Annotated in this window: 15 protein-coding genes; 9 read left to right on the plus strand and 6 right to left on the minus strand. The window is 71.5% G+C overall.

Annotated elements, in window-relative coordinates; translation table 11 throughout:
* Positions 1-66 precede the first annotated feature (66 nt).
* The 4 genes from IT371_12885 to IT371_12900 all read left to right on the plus strand — a co-directional run bounded on the left by IT371_12885 (position 67) and on the right by IT371_12900 (position 5812).
* Positions 67-1437, plus strand: coding sequence for a hypothetical protein (locus IT371_12885; GenBank protein ID MCC6748550.1), 1371 nt, complete (start codon positions 67-69; stop codon positions 1435-1437).
* The gene (locus IT371_12890; protein ID MCC6748551.1) at positions 1434-2453 is read left to right on the plus strand and encodes a carbohydrate kinase; all 1020 of its coding nucleotides are present in this window, start codon (positions 1434-1436) and stop codon (positions 2451-2453) included. The genes IT371_12885 and IT371_12890 overlap by 4 nt, the downstream gene beginning before the upstream one ends.
* 33 nt (positions 2454-2486) lie before the next feature.
* Positions 2487-3140 carry an HAD family hydrolase gene (locus IT371_12895; GenBank protein MCC6748552.1) on the plus strand — a complete coding sequence of 218 codons (654 nt, stop codon included), beginning with the start codon at positions 2487-2489 and terminating at the stop codon, positions 3138-3140.
* Positions 3141-3226: 86 nt separating this feature from the next.
* On the plus strand, positions 3227-5812 hold the full coding sequence (locus IT371_12900; protein ID MCC6748553.1) for a hypothetical protein: 2586 nt from the start codon (positions 3227-3229) through the stop codon (positions 5810-5812).
* 110 nt (positions 5813-5922) lie between these two features.
* Here the strand turns inward: IT371_12900 and IT371_12905 are convergent, their stop codons facing one another.
* Both IT371_12905 and IT371_12910 read right to left on the minus strand, forming a co-directional pair.
* Entirely contained in the window at positions 5923-6654 is a 732-nt protein-coding gene (locus IT371_12905; protein ID MCC6748554.1) for a metal-dependent hydrolase, read from the minus strand.
* Positions 6655-6683: 29 nt separating this feature from the next.
* Positions 6684-7100 carry a hypothetical protein gene (locus tag IT371_12910; GenBank protein ID MCC6748555.1) on the minus strand — a complete coding sequence of 139 codons (417 nt, stop codon included), beginning with the start codon at positions 7098-7100 and terminating at the stop codon, positions 6684-6686.
* Between the two features lie 54 nt (positions 7101-7154).
* Between IT371_12910 and IT371_12915 the strand changes: the two genes are divergently transcribed.
* The 3 genes from IT371_12915 to IT371_12925 all read left to right on the plus strand — a co-directional run bounded on the left by IT371_12915 (position 7155) and on the right by IT371_12925 (position 10469).
* A complete protein-coding gene (locus IT371_12915) occupies positions 7155-7646 on the plus strand; it encodes an 8-oxo-dGTP diphosphatase (protein MCC6748556.1) in 492 nt (163 codons plus the stop codon).
* A gap of 61 nt (positions 7647-7707) precedes the next feature.
* A complete protein-coding gene (locus IT371_12920; protein MCC6748557.1) occupies positions 7708-9144 on the plus strand; it encodes a TldD/PmbA family protein in 1437 nt (478 codons plus the stop codon).
* Positions 9145-9146: 2 nt separating this feature from the next.
* Positions 9147-10469, plus strand: a complete 1323-nt coding sequence (locus IT371_12925; protein ID MCC6748558.1) for a TldE/PmbA family protein — start codon at positions 9147-9149, stop codon at positions 10467-10469.
* A 6-nt stretch (positions 10470-10475) separates the two neighbouring features.
* Here the strand turns inward: IT371_12925 and IT371_12930 are convergent, their stop codons facing one another.
* The 4 genes from IT371_12930 to IT371_12945 form a co-directional block, all read right to left on the minus strand.
* Positions 10476-11375, minus strand: coding sequence for an alpha/beta hydrolase (locus IT371_12930; GenBank protein ID MCC6748559.1), 900 nt, complete (start codon positions 11373-11375; stop codon positions 10476-10478).
* A gap of 13 nt (positions 11376-11388) precedes the next feature.
* Positions 11389-12705 (minus strand): NCS2 family permease, encoded by a 1317-nt coding sequence (locus IT371_12935; protein ID MCC6748560.1) that lies wholly within the window; start codon positions 12703-12705, stop codon positions 11389-11391.
* An 88-nt stretch (positions 12706-12793) separates the two neighbouring features.
* A complete protein-coding gene (locus tag IT371_12940) occupies positions 12794-14140 on the minus strand; it encodes a PQQ-dependent sugar dehydrogenase (GenBank protein MCC6748561.1) in 1347 nt (448 codons plus the stop codon).
* Between the two features lie 87 nt (positions 14141-14227).
* Positions 14228-15292, minus strand: a complete 1065-nt coding sequence (locus IT371_12945) for a M42 family metallopeptidase (GenBank protein ID MCC6748562.1) — start codon at positions 15290-15292, stop codon at positions 14228-14230.
* Positions 15293-15475: 183 nt separating this feature from the next.
* Here IT371_12945 and IT371_12950 point away from each other — a divergent pair, with 183 nt between their 5' ends.
* On the plus strand, positions 15476-17008 hold the full coding sequence (locus IT371_12950; protein ID MCC6748563.1) for a hypothetical protein: 1533 nt from the start codon (positions 15476-15478) through the stop codon (positions 17006-17008).
* 54 nt (positions 17009-17062) lie between these two features.
* A complete protein-coding gene (locus IT371_12955; protein MCC6748564.1) occupies positions 17063-18262 on the plus strand; it encodes a hypothetical protein in 1200 nt (399 codons plus the stop codon).
* Positions 18263-18283 lie beyond the last annotated feature (21 nt).

Here is an 18283-nt window from a genome sequence, read left to right on the forward strand (position 1 = left end):
TGCGCGGGGTGACGCCCCTCGCGTTCCGCGGTAGATTCGCCGCCGACCGGGGGGAAGGAACGACAGATGACCCAGCAAGAACCTGTCTGGCTCGCCACGCTCTCCGAGCTGGCCACCGAGTTCTGCGAGGCGGTGGCCGTGATCAAGGGCCCGCCCGACCTCAGGCCGTGGAACGCCGACCAGGTCCTGTGGGCCGGGCGCCAGGCTCCCGCCCCAGGCGACGAGCTCTACGGCTACTACCCGCTCGGGGACGGGCCGCAGGTGGCGATCCTCGGCGCCGCGAGCCGCTGGGTCTTCTCCCGGCTGGTGGAGGCCTTCGCCTCGCACCCGAGCTACGGCGGCGCGTACGGCGAGTCCTTCCTGCGGGACATGCTCGTCGGGCTCCTGCAGCTCTCGCTCCCCGACGCGGCGCTCTCGCCGCTGCCGAGTCCTTACTGGAAGCGCTACGTCGCCCCCGCCGTCGAGAAGCTGCGCGCCGGCTCTCCGCAGCGCTACGCCGAGGCGGTGACGATGGCGGTGAAGGCGCTCCCGGTCCCCCATCCGCGCACGGCGGTGGTGCTGCCGCTGGCCGGGGTCTACCTCCTCGGGCCGCGCGCCCTCGCCGGGGTGACGCTCCTGCCCGAGGCGGCGTGCAAGGCCGACCCCGACCTCGGGACCTGCGGCATGTTCCTGCACCGCCTGAAGGACCTTCAGGGGCGCGACGACGGTGCGCCGGTGACCTTCGCCAAGGTCTACGTCGCGGCCGAGCCGGGGCTGGCCGTGCTGCGCGCCGTGGAGCGCGTCGAGCAGCTCTGCCGCCTCCTGCGCCTCCTGCCGAACCCCGGGCTCGCCGATGGGCCGCTCACCGACCCGCCGCGCATCGACCTCGACGCCGCCGATTCGGCCGCCTTCTACATCGCCGAGACCTCGGTGGGCACGCACCCCATTCCGCTGCGCCGCAGCGGCAGTGAGCCGCAGGGCAAGCTCGGCCACTTTCGCGTCGAGCCCGCGCTCGACCAGCCGGCGTGGCGCAGGCTCGCCTCGCTCGTGGAGCTCGGCCCGCGCTCGGAGCTGGAGGGACGGCTGCTCTCGTCGCTGCGCTACCTCGGGGACGCGATGAGCGAGCCCAGCGCGGCCATGGCGGTGGGGCAGGCCTGCCTCGCCCTCGACGCGCTGCTCGGCGCTCCGGACGGCGCCGCGAGCGTGCTGCCCCCTTCGGAGCTGGCGGGGGCGCTGGCGGGCCGGACCCCCGAACGTCGACGCGCGCTGCGGGACCAGCACGCGCGCCTCGACAGCCTCGCTTCGCGCCTGCGACACAACCTGCATCAGGTGGTGCCGCCGCAGCCCCGCGCCGAGGCGATCTGGCTGGCCTTCGAGGTCCTCAAGGCCCTCGCCGAGCGTCCGGAGCTGACGAGCTACGCGGACCTCGTGGCGGCGGCCCACGCGAGCGGCGCGTGACCGACCGGAGGGCCCGGGTCGTCTGCTTCGGCGAGGCCCTGGTCGACCTGTTCCCCGCTTCGCTCGACGCGCGGGGCCGACCGCTCGCCGCGGTGGAGACCTTCCGGCGCTGCGTGGGTGGGGCTCCGGCGAACGTGGCCGTAGGGCTCGGGCGGCTCGGAGTTCGCGCGGCGTTGCTGAGCTACGTCGGGCGCGACGCCTTCGGCGATTTCCTCCGCGGGGCGCTCGAGACGGACGGCGTGGAGGTGCGGGGCGTGGAGTCTCTGCCGGCGCGCACCGGGATCACCTTCGTGAGCTGGGACGCCGCGGGAGAGCGCAGCTTCCTCTTCTATCGCCACGGTAGCGCCGACGCGCTCCTCGACGTCGGACTCGTCGAGCGCCACGCAGAGCTCGTCGCGGAGAGCGCGGTCGTGCAGCTCGGGACGAGCACCCTCGTGTGCGATCCCGCCGCCTCCGCGACCCGGCGTCTCCTCGAGCTGTGTCACGCGGCGCGGACCGCGATCGGCCTGGACCTGAACCTGCGGCTGCACCTCTGGCCGTCGCGCGACGCGGCGCTCGAGGCCGCGCGGTGGCTCGCCCGCCAGGCGACGGTGCTCAAGGCGGACGCCGGCGAGGCGTTCGAGCTCACCGGCGAGCGTGACCCCGAGCGTGCGGCGCAGGCGCTCCTCGCGCTCGGGCCACGCCTCGTGGCGGTGACCTGCGGCGACGCGGGAGCGGTCTGGGCCTCGCCCGCGGCGAGCGGTCGGGCCTTCGCAGCGCCGGTGGTCGTGAAGGACAGCACCGGCGCGGGGGACGGGTTCTGCGCCGGTCTGCTGGCCGCGCTCCTCGAGGGTGCTTCCGGCGCGGACCCGGCCGCGCTCTGCGACCAGGACGCGGCGTCCCTCGCGCGGGCGGTGCAGCGCGGCTGCTGGGCGGGGAGCCTCGTCTGTCGCGAGGTCGGCGCCGTGAGCTCCGCCCCGCGCCGCGAAGAGCTCGAGGAGCTCGGGCGGCTTGCAGCGTGCGGTCCGATCGCCTAGCTTCGTCCCTTCCTACGGGCGGAGGTGGTGGTTATGCAAGTCGGGGCCTTCTTTGATCTGGACCTCACGTTGCTCTCAGTGAACAGCGGCGCGCTCTGGTTCCGGCGCGAGCGACGCCTGGGCCGGCTCAGTCGCGCGCAGTACGCGCGGGCCGTGGTCTACCTGCTCCTCTACCGCGCGAACCTGCTGAACATGGACGAGGCGATGCGCGAGGCGCTGGCGACGATTCGCGGGCAGAGCGAGGAGACGCTGCGACGGCTGACCGAGCAGTGGTACGAGGAGGAGGTGGCCGCCCACTTCGCCCCGGGCGGCGTACGCGCCGTCGAGGCCCATCGGCGACACGGTCATCGGTTGGTCCTCCTGACCTCGGCCTCGTCGTACGAAGCGGAGCTGGCCGCGGAGCAGCTCGGCATGGACGGCTGGCTCTCCAGCACCTACGAGGTGCGCGACGGCTGCTTCACCGGCGAGCCGATGTTTCCCATCTGCTACGGCGAGGGCAAGGTCCGGCACGCCGAGCGCTACGCCGAGGAGCACGGCGTCGATCTCGCGCGAAGCTACTTCTACAGCGACAGCGCGAGCGACCTGCCGATGCTGCGGCGCGTGGGGGAGCCGCGCGTGGTGAACCCCGACGTGCGCCTCAAGTGGCACGCCCGGCGCAAAGGTTGGCCGATCCTCGACTGGTCGTGACGTACGTGTAATTCGCCCGACCTCGGAAGAGGCGGTCAGCCGCGGGGGGGATGATGTTTCTTTGTCGACGGTCCACGATCTCGGCGGTGGTTCTTCTCCTCCTGGCGGCCTGCAAGGGGGATGAGGAGGTGCTCCCTTCCGGGCCAGTGGCGCAGGTCAGAATCTCTCCCGACGCGCGGCTGCTCACGCGGTCCGGGGAGACGGCGCAGCTCAAGGCCCAGGCCTACGACGCCGCCGGCAAGGCCGTGAGCGCCTCCATCACCTGGCGCTCCACCCGCGGCGACGCGATCGCCGTGGACGCCACGGGCCTCATCACGGCCAAGGTCGAAAACGGCTCGGCCCAGATCATCGCCGAGGCCTCCGGGGTCTCCTCGCCGCCGCTGCTGGCCGTGGTGACCCAGCTCCCAGCAGGGGCTGTCCTGCTCCGGGACGATCAGATTGTGGGCGATCCGGTGGCGGTCGACCCGGCGGCCAGGCCGAGCATCGGCAACACCTATCGGGTGGTGCTCACGGGCGTGTCCGCTCCGGCGGCGGGCGCGCTGCTCGTCAACACCGAGTCCAAGCCCGTCGCCGGCCGGGTGGTGAGCACGAGCCCCGAGGGAGAGCGGACCACCGTCACGCTCCGGCTCGTGCCGATGCGCGAGCTCTTCCCGCGCCTGCGGCTCCAGGAGACGATCGCCCTCGCGGGGGCCGAGGTGGTGCCGAACCCCGCGCTCGCGGCGACCTACGAGACGCAGCGCACCGGTAACAAGCTCACCTTCACGCCCAAGGCGCCCGCGGCGAAGGCCAGTGCGGGCGACGGCGTGCGGCGCGCGTCCGCCAACGGGCAGTTTTCCCTGGGCCCCTTCACCTGCGAGACGGCGGTCACGGGTCTGAACCGCCTCCCTTTGCGGCTCAGCAGCCCGCCGGTCCTGAGCGTCACGCAAAACCTCGGGCTGGACCTGGTCTATACGCCCGAGCACGGGGTCGAACGCCTGGTGCTTCGCGGCGAGGTTGGCGCCGCCTACGATGGCAGCCTGACCGTCAGCGTCGCCTTCGAGGGGGCCATCTCGTGCGAGTTCGAAGTCCACGCGGTGCGCATCCCCATCGGAGGGCCGCTCTCGCTCTTCGTCGGGGGCCTGATTCCGCTGAAGCTCGGCTTCGAGGTCGGCGGTCGCTTGACGGTGGCCTCCGCCAGCGTCGGCCTGAAGGCCGACGCCAGCGCGACGGCCGAGCTGGGAGTCGCCTGTCCGAACGGGGCCGCCTGCCAGTTCGTTCGCTCGCTCACCGGCCACGCCGAGGCGAAGCCAGTCTTTCAGGCGCCGAGCTTCGGCGCCGACCTGCGCTTCGAGCCCAGCTTCTCCGTCTTCGGCAAGGCGGAGCTCGCCATCGGCAACCCCATCCTGAGGACCATTCGCTTCACGGCGGTCGAGGCCCAGATGGGCCCCAAGCTCGAGGGCAGCTTCGCGCCCTGGCGCAGTCAGATCGAGGCCACGGACTACCGGTCGGCCTACGCTCTGTCGTTCGAGTCCCGGGTGGGCGTCGGCTCGGACCTCGGCGGCGCGCTCGAGCTCCTCGGTCTCGAGCGTATCGACGCCGTGGAGCTCAAAGGCTCGGTACCGCTCGGCAGCTCGCCCGTCGGCACGGTCAGCGCGAGCACCTCCGGCTTCGAGGCGGGGGACCCGGTGGACTTCACGGTGCGGCTGGAGCCGTCGAAGGTCGATTTCCTGCCACTGCTCGGTCCGTACAACGTGCGCGAGGTCGTGCTCGTCCGCCGCGTGGCCGGTCTCGGGGCGCCTCGCGAGGTGGCCCGCGCGCGGGCCGCGTCCGGCCAAACCGAGTTCAGGCTCTCCTTCCGGGCCACGGACAGCGGCCGCGTGGAGGAGTTCTTCGCCTTCGTCGTGACCACGCTCCTGCCGCTCGATCTCTTCGGCCTGGAGCTTGGACAGGCCACGCCGCCCTCGCCGTACCGGGTCGACGTCCAGATGCCGTCGGAGATCCCGGCCACGACCTCCGCGCAGGTGGTTGTCACCGTCACCCGGCCGAACGGCCAGGGAGGCTTCGAGCCCGCGTCGGGCCTGCACGTCGAGCTCTCGGCCACCTGCGGGAGCGTGAGCCCGACGAGCGGCACCACCTCGGTGCAAGGCACCGTCACCGCAACGGTCACGGCCAACACCGGCTGCACCGAGGTCTCCTTGAGGGTCGTGCTCCGCGAGAGCCCCACCTCGTCGCCGGTGGCGGACCGGACGTTTTCGGCCACGGTACCGCCGCCACCCAAGAAGACCCCGCAGGAGCTCGTCGTCGGCAGCTACACGATCAAGGTGTTCTGCGGCGTCCAGTACGGCACCGGCACGGCCACCGCCACGGCCAGCGGGCAGGCGGTTTCCGTGACCTGGAACGTGACGCTGAGCTACCCGGGACGGGGGGGGGGAGGGGGGTGTGCCGACCTCTTCAACCAGAACAAGATGCCCACGTCGGGAAGCTTCTCCGGCATCCCGGTCTGGAACGCGGCGCGGGGCCGGGTCGAGATCGCGCTCTCCAGCTGGCAGGTGACGCCCTGTGGGTACAGCGGGCCGGCCCCCACGATGGCGGAGTGGTATTCGAATAGCCTCATCCTGCCGCTGTACGGCTCCTGCGTGTCGGGGGCCTTCTACGGGGTGCTCTTGTACGACGTGAGGAAGGTCGTGCCGTAGAGCTGGCCGAAGGCTCGCGCCGGCCGACACCGCACGGTCGCTCGCGACCACCAGCCAGCCGGTCGAGGCCCCTGCGATGTCCGAGTGCGCCGAACAGACTGATCGGTGCTCTAGCCGACGCTCTGACCCGGCTCCACCGCCAGGACCGCGCTCTCCGGCAGAATGTTCCCCTCGCGCAGCGCGGCCCTGAGCGCGGCCGGCGTTCCGGTGAGCATGGGGAAGGTGCCGTAGTGGTACGGCATCACGGCCTTGACCTTGAGGAGCTTGCAGGCCAGCGCCGCCCCCTTCGGGTCCATCGTGAAGTGATCCCCGATGGGCAGGATGGCCAGCTCCGGCCGCCAGAGCTCGGCGATGATCGCCATGTCGCCGAAGCAGCAGGTGTCCCCCGAGACGTAGATCCGGAGGTCGTTGGAGAGCCGGATCACGTACCCCGCGGGCTCCCCGAGCGGCACCATCGTGCCGTCGGCCTCGGTATAGGTGGAGGAGTGCTTCGCGTCGGTCATGCTCACGGCGATCTTGAGCTGCGCGAGCTCGACGGTGCCCCCCTTGTTCATCCCGACCAGCTTGCTCTCGGCCACGCCCTTGCGGGCCAGCCACGAGGTCAGGTCGTAGATGCCCACGATCGGCCCCTCGCAGCGCCCGTGCATGGAGAGCAGCTCCCCGACGTGATCGTTGTGGCCGTGCGTGACCAGCACTCCGTCGGGAACGAGGCCGTGGTAGGCGGCCGGGCACTTCGGGTTCGTGGCCAGCCAGGGGTCCACGAGCACCTTCTTCCCTTCGGGGGTGGTGACGAGGACCGTGGAATGTCCGAGCCAGGTGATCTTCGCGCCTCTCAGGTCCATGGCGTCCTCCTAGTTTTCGGGCCGGGCTTCTAGTGCGCTCGGCCGCCGCAGCCGCCGCAGGCGGGAACCTCGGCCGGGGGGATGTCCACCCGCAGGAGGCCGGAGAGCTTGCTCCCCTCCTCGGTGAAGACGATGGACTCCACGGCGAAGCGTTCGTTCTTCGCCCCCGAGGAGCGCCCGAGGTAGACCTCGAGGGCCGCCTGCAGTCCGGCGAGCTGCTTGCCGAGGAGAAAGCGGTCGAGCGGGCGGACGGCCGCCGCGTCGGGAAGGAGCTCCTCGAGCGAGCGGTCGAGCAGCTCTTCGACGCGCCTGCCGCGCAGGTGCTCGAGGAGCTGGGCGTTGCCCACCGGCGCGCCGCAGGTATCCTTCGCCAGGGAGAAGGCCGCGAGCCGTTCCTCGTCGTCGAGGCGCAGCTCGAGGTACTCTGAAACGTCCCCGCACGGCATGGCGGCAGCATACACGATCGCCCCACCCCGAACCACCCACCGAGGAGCGAGGAGATGCCCTACACGCCGATCGTCGCCACCCTGGGCTACGTGCTCAGCCCCGACGCGAGCCAGGTCCTGATGATCCACCGGAACGCCCGCTCCGACGACGCGCACTACGGCAAGTACAACGGCCTCGGCGGCAAGCTCCACCGGGACGAGGACGTGGTGGCCGGGATGCGGCGCGAGCTCGAGGAGGAGGCGGGGATCCGGGCCGAGGTCCTGCGCCTCGCCGGGACGGTCAACTGGCCCGGCTTCGGCCCCCGGGGCGAGGACTGGCTGGGCTTCATCTTCCGGGTGGAGCGCTTCGCCGGGACGGTGCGCGCCAGCAACCCGGAGGGCTCGCTGAGCTGGGTGCCGGTGGATCGGGTGCTCGAGCTCCCGCTCTGGGAGGGGGACCGCCACTTCGTCCCGCTGGTCTTCGCCGAGCCGCTCCGGCCCTTTCACGGGGTGATGCCCTATGCCGACGGGAAGCCGACCGGATGGTCGGTGAGCTTCCTCGACTGAAGGGGGGAGGACGCGAGAGGCCCTCGTGCGCTACCCTGGACCCGCTTTCCCTCGGAGACCCATGCACAACGAGCTCGAAGGACGTTTTCGCGAGGTGCTGCCGGCGGCAGACTTCTGTTCGCTGCGCTACCTGGAGCAGGACGACGAGGTGATCGGCGTGCGCCAGGGGGTCGTGCAGCCGGTGACCACCGGGCACGAGGCCGGCGCGATGATCACCGTGGTGCGCCGAGGAGGACTCGGCTACGCGGCCACGAGCGACCTCTCGACGAGTGGTCTGCGTCGCGCGGTGGAGCAGGCCGCGGACTGGGCCGACCGCACCGCTTCACGCGCCGTGACCGACTTCTCGCGCGTGCCGTACCCCGCCCCGCGCGGCAGCTACGCGAGCCCCGTCGAGCGCGCCTTCGCCGACGTGCCGCTGCGGGAGAAGCTCGACCTCCTGCGCGAGACCTGTGATGCGCTTCAGATCGACGAGCGCATCGTCGACTCCAGCGCCACTCTCTGGGTCACGACGGTGCGGTCGCTCTACCTGACCAGCCACGGCGGGCGGGTCGAGCAGCAGTACGCGTACCTCGCGCCGATGCTCCAGGCCGTGGCGAACCAGGGGACCGAGACGCAGAGCCGCACCCTCTTCGGGCGTGCCGCGTGCGAACAGGGCGGCTTCGAACTCCTCGGGCGGCTCGCGTTCGCGGAGTCGGCCACCGGCGTGGCGGAGGAGGCGATCGCGCTTCTCTCCGCGCCGAACTGCCCGACGGGAACCTTCGACCTCCTGCTCGCCCCCGACCAGATGATCCTCCAGATCCACGAATCCATCGGCCATCCGATCGAGCTCGACCGCATCCTGGGCGACGAGCGGAACTATGCCGGGACCAGCTTCGTGACCCTCGACATGTTCGGCAGCTACCAGTACGGCTCGCCGCTGCTCAACGTGACCTACGACCCCACGGTGTACGGGGAGCTTGCGAGCTTCGGCTTCGACGACGAGGGGACGGCGGCGGAGCGAGCGTTCGTGATCCAGGACGGCCTCCTGCTGCGTCCCCTCGGCGGGATCACCTCGCAGACGCGCGCGGGGCTCGCCGGGGTGGCGTGCACGCGCGCCGCGAGCTGGAACCGGCCCCCGGTGGATCGGATCGGCAACCTGAACCTGGAACCCGGGGACGCGACCTTCGGGAGCCTGCTCCAGCGCGTGGAGCGCGGGGTCTACATGTCCACCAACTGCTCCTGGTCCATCGACGACTCGCGTAACAAGTTCCAGTTCGGGTGCGAGCAGGGGCGCCTGATCGAGGACGGTAGGCTCACCCGAGTGGTCAAGAACCCGAACTACCGGGGCATCTCGGCCACCTTCTGGCGCAGCCTGGTCGGCGTGGGAGATCGCGAGACGGTGGAGACCCTCGGCTCTCCGTGGTGCGGCAAGGCGGAGCCGAACCAGGTCATCCGCGTGGGACATGCCTCGCCGGCCTGCCTCTTCACCGGCGTCGAGGTCTTCGGAGGAGCGGGCTAGCCATGCAGACCTACTTCTACGCCCTGGCCGAGGCGCTCGAGGGGATGCTGACCGGCGGCGAGGTCTTCACCGCCACCTTTCACGCCGAGACCTCGGACTTCGTGCGCTTCAACCGCGGCAAGGTGCGGCAGGCGGGACAGGTGGCGCAGGCCTTCCTCCGGGTGCAGCTCGTCGACGGGCGGCGCCAGGCGGTGGCCGAGCTCGGGCTGTCGGGGGACGCGGCGACCGACCGCGCGCGCCTCGGCCGGGAGCTCGCGCGGCTGCGGGGATACCTCCCCGAGCTGCCGGAGGACCCGCACCTGCTCTACGCCACCGAGGTGCGGAGCAGCGAACGGACGGTGGGCGGGGAGCTGCCGTCGCGCGAGGAGCTGCTCGGGGCGATGGCCATGGCGGCCGGGGAGCGCGACCTGGTGGGGATCTACGCGGCGGGGCCGATCTACGTCGGGTTCGCGAACAGCCTCGGGCAGCGCAACTGGCACGCCACCAGTAGCTTCAACCTGGACTGGAGCTTCTACCGGGACGGGGACAAGGCGGTGAAGTGCGGCTACGCCGGCTTCCATTTCGATCGGAGCGTTCTAGAACGAAAGGTCCATAATGCGGCGCGGGAGCTCGAGGCGCTCGGCCGGCCGGCGAAGACCATCCCTCCGGGGCAATACCGCGTCTACCTGGCCCCGGCGGCGCTCGCCGAGGTGCTGGCGCTGGTCGGCTGGGGCGGGTTCGGGCTGAAGGCCCATCGGACGAAGCAGACCCCGCTCCTGCAGCTCGTGGAGGGGGGCGCGACGCTGCACCGCGGGATCACGCTCTACGAGCACGCCGCGGCGGGGGTCGCCCCTTCGTTCGACGCCGCGGGTTACCTGAAACCCGACCGGTTGACCCTGATCGACGGAGGCACCTACCGCGAGTGCCTGGTCTCGGCCCGCTCGGCCAAGGAGTACGGCGTGCCTCCGACGGGCGCCTCGGGCGAGGAGTCCCCCGAGTCGCTCGAGCTCCTGCCGGGGACGGTGGGCCCGGACCAGGTGCTCTCGCGGCTCGAGCGCGGGGTGCTGGTCGGGAACCTCTGGTACCTGAACTTCTCCGACCGCATGCGTTGCCGCATCACGGGTATGACGCGCTTCGCGACCTTCTGGGTCGAGGGGGGCGAGATCGTCGCGCCGCTGAACGTGATGCGCTTCGACGAGACGATCTACCGCGCGCTCGGGACCCAGCTCCTCGGTCTGACGAGCCAGGCCGAGCTCCTGCTCGACGCGGACACCTATAGCCGACGCTCCACGCGCTCGGCGCGCGTGCCCGGGGCGCTGATCGACGACTTCACCTTCACGCTGTAGCGCGCTCTACTCCGCCCCGGGCGGCCCATCCACGCGCGCGGCGAAGAAGCGCTGGAGCGGCTCCGCCACGGCCTCGGGGCGGTCGAGGTGCACGTGATGGCTGCCGGGCACGCGGAGGAGCTCGAGGTGCCGCACCTGCTCCGCGCGGCGTCGAAAGACCGATTCGTCGAAGGGCCAGCCCTGTTCGGCCACGATGAGCAGCGTGGGGCAGGTGATCGCGCCGAGAAAGCAGAGCGCGTGGGCCTCGGTCATGCGCAGCGACGAGGTGATCCGCAGACGCGGATCGTGCCCCCAGACGATGCCGTCGGAGGTGACGCGGGTGGCTCGCTCCGCGAGCAGGCGCGCGCTCGGCTCGGTGAGGGTCGAATGCAGCGGGTGCTGCCGCGCGGTGATGGCGGCCTCGAGGCTCGGGTAGGGGCGCGGCGGCCGGTCGAGCCAGCGCCTGCGCTCCTCGAGAGAGCGTCGAAGCTGCACCGGGGCCTCCTCGGGTTCGGTGGTGAGCGGTCCGAGGCCCTCGACGAGGGCTAGGCGGCGCACGCGGTCGGGGAGGGCCCCGGCGAGCGTGCAGGCCACCGAGGCGCCCATCGAATGCCCGAGCAGGGAGAAGCGGGTCCAGCCGAGGGCGTCGGCGGCATCGGTCACGTCCGCGACCCAGTCCACGAGGTGGTACGCCCCTCCGGGTCCGCGATGATCCGACAGGCCGTGCCCCGGCAGGTCGAGGGCCACGAGGCGCACTCCGGGGAGGAGCGGCGCGAGGCGGGCGAAGCTGGCGGCGTTGTCCAGCCAGCCGTGGAGCGCGATCACGCGTTCGCCGTCGCTCGGACCCCACGCGAGTCCCGCGAGACGGAGTCCGGGGATCTGGAGCGTCAGCTCTTCGGGCGGGGCCGAAAGGTCGGTGGTCGTCATGTGAGCCTCGCTTCTAGCGCGCCACGAGCAGGTAGCGCGCCGCAAAGAGAGCCGCCATCACCCAGCAGAGCCCCGACACCTCGCGGGCGCGGCCGGCGAAGAGCTTGATCAGCGCGTAGCTGAGAAACCCGAAGGCCAGCCCCTCGGCGATGCTGAAGGCGAAGACGATCCCCGTGATGGTGAGGAAGGCGGGGATGACCTCCGTCAGGTCGTCCCATTCGAGGTGGCGCAGGTGCGAGAGCATCAGCGCCCCGACGAGGATCAGCACCGGGGCGGTCGCCGACTTGGGCACGGCGCGGAAGACCGGCGAGAAGAGGAGGGCCGCGAAGAAGAGGAACGCCACCGTGACCGCGGTCAGCCCCGTGCGTCCCCCGGCCGCGATACCGGCGGCGCTCTCGAGATACGAGGTGATGGTGCTCGTGCCGCAGAGCGCGCCGAGGATGGTGCCGATCGCGTCGGCGAGGAGCGCCTGCGAGAGCCGGGGGAGCTTCCCTTCCGCGTCGAGGAGCCGTCCCTGCCGCGAGACGCCGATGAGGGTTCCCACCGTGTCGAAGATGTCCACGAAGGTGAAGGCCAGGATCGCGTTCAGCAGCCCGAAACGGAAGGCGCCGGCGATGTCCAGCTTGAGGAAGGTGCCGCTGGGGGCGGGAAGGGCGACCCAGCTGGTCGGGAGCGTGGCCTGTCCGACGAGGATTGCCACTGCCGTGACGGCCAGCATGCCGAAGAGCACCGCCCCGCGCACCCCCCGAGCGAGGAGCACGGCGTTCACGAGCAGGCCGAGGAGCGTGAGCAGCGCGGGGGCGCTGTGCAGGTCGCCGAGCGTGACGAGCGTCGCCGGGTGGGCTCGCACGAGCGCGCCGTTCTCGAAGCCGATGAGCGAGATGAAGAGCCCGATCCCTCCCCCGATGGCCAGCTTCAGGGTGGCCGGAATAGCCCCGAAGAGGAGCTCGCGCCCCCGAAAGAGCGACAGGACGAGGAAGATGACGCCCGAGAGGAAGACCGCGCCCAGGGCCGTCTGCCAGGCGCGGTCGGGGCTGTGGCCGGCCTTGACCAGCATGGGCACGACCACGAGCGCGAAGAAGGCGTTGAGCCCCATCCCGGGGGCGAGCGCCACCGGCAGGCGGGCCCAGAGGCCCATGATGAGGGTGGCCGCACCGCTGGCCGCGCAGGTGGCGAAGAGGACCCCGTCGAAGGGCATCCCCGCCGCCGAGAGGATCTGCGGGTTGACGATCAAGATGTACGAGAGGGTCAGGAAGGTCGTCAGGCCGGCGGAGAGCTCGGTGCCCACCGTGCTGCCCGCCGCGCGGATGCCGAAGAGTCGTTCGAGCAAGCTGCACCCCGCAGGATGCGGGCGGGCATAGCACAGTCCCTCGGGGCGGCCAACCGGTCCGACGCAGCGTGTCCGACGCGGCGCGCTCCTACTGCCGGAAGCGGTAGACGCGCCCGTCGAAGGCGAGGAAGTAGAGCTCGCCGCGCTTGTCCTGGCCGAAGCTCGCGATCTGCAGCCGGGAGCTGAAGAGCAGGCGGCTCTGCGCCGGGAGCGTCCCGTCGTAGTCCAGGCGCCAGATCTGCCCGCCGACGAAATCTGCGTAGACGTAAGCGCCCACGAGGCTCGGCACGCTGGGCCCGCGATAGACGTAGCCCCCCGTGACCGACTGCGCGGCGGCCACGCGGTAGTCCACGAGCGGGGCGATGAGTCCCGTCTGATTGCAGCCCGCGGCGCCGTAGCACTGCGTGCCCTCCATGATGCGCCAACCGTAGTTGCCGCCCTTCGTGATGAGGTCAATCTCCTCGCGCTGGCCCTGGCCCACGTCCCCGGCGTAGAGCCGCCCCGTCGGCGGGTCGAAGGAGATGCGCCACGGATTGCGCAGGCCGTAGGCCCAGATCTCGCCCCGGGCTCCGGCTCGCCCGATGAACGGATTGTCGGCCGGGATGCCGTAGTTTCGTCCCCCGGAGGGCGCGTTCACGTCGATGCGCAGGATCTTGCCGAGGAGCGTGTCGAGTCGCTGCCCGTGGTTCTGCGGGTCGCCCCCCGAGCCGCCGTCCCCCACCGCGAGATACAGGTAGCCGTCGGGGCCGAAGGCCAGCGCCCCACCGTTGTGATTGCTGTACGGCTGCGGGAACTCCAGGATCGAGAGCGCGCTCGCGGGGTCCGCACGGTTCGGGTCGCCGCTCGATGCGGTGTAGCGCGCGATGACCGTGCGGCGGGCGCCGGTCCCGGCATCGTAGGCCGTGTAGTTGACGTAGAAGTGGCCGTTCGTGGCGTACTGCGGGTGGAACGCCAGCCCGAGGAGGCCTTCCTCGTTTCCGCCCTGGACGTCGTCGTAGGCGTTGACCTTGGCGCGGAGGTCCAGGAAGACCGACGAAGACGCCACCGCCGCCTGGTTCGCGAAGACGAGGATCCGGCCCTGCTGCTCGAGGACGAAGAGGCGATCCAGCCCGTCCGTGGGGGACTGGAGGTCCACGGGGCGCGTGAAGCTGAGCTGCGGAAAGGCCACCTCGTAGCGCAGCACGGGCGGGGCGGCGTCGCGCACCGACCGGTCGGCCGCCACACTGTCTCCGCGTCCGTCGGGGAGACGCGAACCGTCGCTCGCGGTCGCGGCGTCTGGCGATCCAGGCGGCGTCGCGTCGAGCCTCGCATCGTGCGTGGCCGGAGGGGGGCCGCCGTCCGCGACGCGCGGGTCAGCGGTGCAGCCGTGGCCCGCGAGCAGGAAGACCGTCGCGAGAACACCGAACGGGTTCGAAGTCGGAGTGAGACGCCGCATGCCGCGCTCCGCCCGCCGGTCCTCGGGGGCCTGGCTAACTACGGCGCAGGTGCTCGGGGCGTAACGGTGGGGGGGCGCCCCACCAGCTCAAGACGGGATGAAGCTGGTCTTGCCGTCGAGGCGGCGCAGGGTGGCGGCGAGGAGATTCACGGCCCCCTGGATGTCGTCGAGGTGACAGAGCTCCACGGGAGAATGCATGTAGCGGTTCGGGATGCCGATGAGGGCGGTGGCGACCCCCGCCCGGCTGATCTGCATCGCGTTCGCGTCCGTGCCGGTGCCTCCCGGGGCCGAGCGGTACTGCACGGGGAGGCGCTGCTTGATCGCCGTGCTCCGGAGCAGCTCGAAGAGCGGAGGGTTCACGTTCGGGCCGCGGGTGATCACGGGCCCGCCGCCGAGCTTCACCTCGCCGATCTCCTTGGCGTCCCCCCCCGGGTTGTCGGTGGCGAAGGTGACGTCCACCGCGATGCCGGCGTCCGGAGCGAGGCCGAAGGTGCTCGTCACGGCCCCGCGCAGCCCGATCTCCTCTTGCACGGTGCCGACCGCGGTGACCCTGGCCTTGAGCCCCTTTGTCCCCTTCAGCTCGCGCAGCGTCTGGGCCACCACGAACGCGCCGACGCGGTTGTCGAAGGCGCGGGCCAGCGCCACGCGGTCGCGGAGGATCGTGAAGCCCTCCACGTAGGTCACCGGGTCCCCGATCTGGACCGCCTTCAGCGCCGCCTTCTTGCCCGTGAAACCGGCGTCGATCCAGAAGTCGGAGATCTTCGGTGCGCTGTCGCCCTTGCGGTCCTTCAACAGGTGCACGGGGCGCTGGCCGATCACCCCGAGCATCGGTCCGTCGGCCGTGTGGATGTGCACGCGCCGCCCCGAGATGGTGCGCAGGTCGTGCCCGCCGATGGCGCGAAAGCGCATCAGCCCGTGCTCGTCCACGTGACAGATCTGGAAGCCGATCTCGTCCATGTGCCCGGCGAGCATCACGTGCGGCGAGCCCTCCGGGTTGATCGTCGCGATGGCGTTGCCGTGCACGTCCACGCGCACCTCGTCGGCGATCCCCTGGAGCGCGTCGCAGAAGATGCGGCGCACGGGCCCTTCGGAGCCCGAGGGACTCGGCGCGTTGAGCAGCGCTTCGAGCAGCGCGAGTGCGGTCTTGTTCATCGGCTTCTCCTCGTCGGCGGTCCGCGGAGCATAGAACGTCCACCCGCGGTAGCGCCAGCGCCACCCCCATGGGGTTGGGCCGAGGCGGGCGCGCGATGGAACGTCCGTGCCTCCGGTCCCGCGCGACTCCCGCGCGAGTGGCTTGCCCGTCGCGCGGAGCGCGTGTTACGTCACGGCGACGCCATGCGCCGGCTGCCCGTGATCCTGGCCGTGCTCCTCGGGGGGGCCACCCTCCTTCCGGTGTGGCTCTTGCCCCATTTTCCGGGGCAGGACACGCCGAACCACCTCTACGCGCTGCACGTCGCGTCGCGGGTGGACGCGGCCCCCTTCGTTTCGCACTTCCGACCGACCCTCTCGGGGACCAACGTGGCGTTTCTGGGCCTCGGTCGCCTCTTCGCGCCGCTCGTCGGCGTGGAGGCCGCCCACCGCCTCTTCCTCAGCCTCTACCTGCTCGCGTTTCTGCTCGGCGCGCTCTATCTCGCGGGGAGCCTGGACCGGCGCCGCTGGCCCCTCGGCCTGCTGGCCGTGCCCCTCGCGTTCAATTGGTACCTGGGAACCGGGCTCTACAACTTCGTCGCCACGATTCCGATCTACTGCTTCGCCGTGGGGCTCATGCTGCGACACCCGCACCTGCCGCTGCGGGCCCTCGCGGCTCTCGCCGGGCTGGGTTTTCTGGCCACCCTGGGGCATCCACTCGCGCTGCTCACGCTCGGCGCCTCGGCGCTTGCGGTCTTGCCGACCTTTCGGGCCTGGGTGCGCGCCGGAGTCGCGCTCGTTCCTCCTCTCGGCCTCGTGCTCCTCGGACTCGGTCGCGCCGCGGGGCCGAGCGGGTTCGAGTGGCCGCGCGGCTTCGCCGGACCGGTCTACAGCCTCGCCACCGGCTACTACCGCTCGCTCCTGCCGGTGAGCACCTCCGAGCTCCCCACGGCCATCGCCTTCTCCGTCCTGCTCCTCGGTGCGTGCGCGCTGGCCCTGCGTCCGAGCCGCCGCGCCGCGCTGCCGCGCCCCGCGTTCCGCCTCTCGCTGCTGCTCTTCGGGCTCCTTTTGCTCCTCCCCGAACGCAGCTTCGACTTCGATCACATCTCGACGCGCATGGCCGGCTTCCTCTGGCTCTCGCTCCTGCTCTGGGGCGACCTCGAGGGGTTGCTGGCCCGGCCGCGCCTCCTGGCCGGTGTGGCGCTCGTGCTCGGGGTCGGTTCGGTGGGCCTCTTCGCCCGCTCGGCGCGCGCGGTGGAGCGCGACCTCGCCGAGTACACGGCGGGCATCTCCCACGTCAGGCCGCGAGCCACGCTCCTGCCCATTACCTTCGACGGCCGCGGAGCGCCGGGACGCGTGACCTGGCCGCTCCTGCACGCGTGGGGCTACTACGGCCTCGCGCGCGACACCCTCTCGCCGTACGTCCTGTATGCGGCGGCGCACCGACCGGCCTCGCTCCTCGCGTACCGCGTGACGAGCCAGGTGCCCTTTCCGTTCGACGAGGAGTGGGCCGACCGGATCGCCTCGGGGCGCTTCTGCGGCGCGCGCGCGCGCAAGACCGAGGGCGCCTTCGACTGCCGGCCCGTCGAGAAGGAGGCCTGGCGTCAGTTCGTGGGCGCCGCCTGCCGCTACGACTACGTGCTCGCGTGGGCCGCTCCGGTGGAGCTCGCCGCGCAGCTCGACCGCTGCTTCGTTCCCACCTTCGCCGCGGGCCGGCTCGGGATCTATCGGCATCGGTGATCGCGCGCACGGCCCTTGCTGCGGCCCGCGGGGGCCTGTGCTTCAATGGAGGACATGCGCGTGCGTGGCTCGGTCTTCTTCGCCATCTGGCTCGCAGTCGGTCTCGCCGGCTGCTTCAAGGGGAGCGGCGTGTCGCTCGACGTGGGTGGACCTTCCGACCCCGACGGGGGTCCGGAGCGGGATGGCCCGCCCCCCGACGGCGTGGCCGCGCCGGGGATCAACGTGGGCGCCCCCTGCACCCCCAACGCGGCGGCCCGCGACTGCAAGAGCCAGTCACCGCTCTGCATCCGCAACCAGTGCACGGCCGAGTGCGTGCCGGACGATCCGATCACCCCGTCCGACGAGGACACCTGCCCCGAGGCGAAGAGCGGCAAGACGATCTGCGGGATGGTGCCGGGCTTTCCCGACCAGGCCTACTGCCTCGTGCGTTGCGTCCCCTCGGAGACCGCGAACCCCTGCCCGCAGGGCTCCGGCACCGCCTGCAACCCGAGCTCCACCGAGCAGACCGCGCGCCTCGACGTCGCGGCGTGCGTGCTGGCGGCCTGCCGGAGCGACAAGGATTGCCCGGTGGTCACCGAGCGGGCCTGCGACCCGAAGAGCGGGGACGCGGACTGCGAAGCGGTGGCGGGAGAGTTCTGCCTGACCGTGGGTGAGGGGTCGCACTGCGCGGTCCCCGGCCACTGCAACACCACGACCGGCCTCTGCGGGGCCAACTACGTGGGCACGCCGGGGGTGAAGGTCGGCGCTCCGTGCGCGAAGGATGCGGACTGCGACAAGGATCAGTTCTGCGAGCGCGAGTACGCCGACGCGGCGCGCGGGACGATGCTGCGGAACGGCTACTGCACCAAGCGAGGGTGCACCTTCGCGCAGCAGGCGCCGAGCTTCGCTTGCCCGGCCGGGTCGGTCTGCCTGCGCGGCATCCCCGGCGGGCATTGCCGCAAGGCCTGCAGCCTCGGCGACGCGGCGAGCTGTCGAGGGGTCGGGGCGGACAAGCTCGGGGACTACGAGTGCTACGCCTGGGACCGGGTCAAGCACGGGGGCCTGGCGCTCGCCGACGGCCCCGTGTGCGACTTCGCCGGGGAGATGGGCTGCGACCAGCTTCCGCTGCACGGGCTGAAGGAGTGCAAGGAGCTCGGCGACGCGACGAACAGCACCAAGATGAGCTGCCGGGACCCTGCCACGAACAAGGAGCTGGCGGACAAGCTGAGCAAGGCGGGGCGCTGCCTCGACGACACCGCGTCGGGACCTCCGTGACGCGAAGCCCGCGCCCGTCTC

Source organism: Deltaproteobacteria bacterium, assembly GCA_020848905.1.
In the GTDB taxonomy this organism is placed as follows: domain Bacteria; phylum Myxococcota_A; class Polyangia.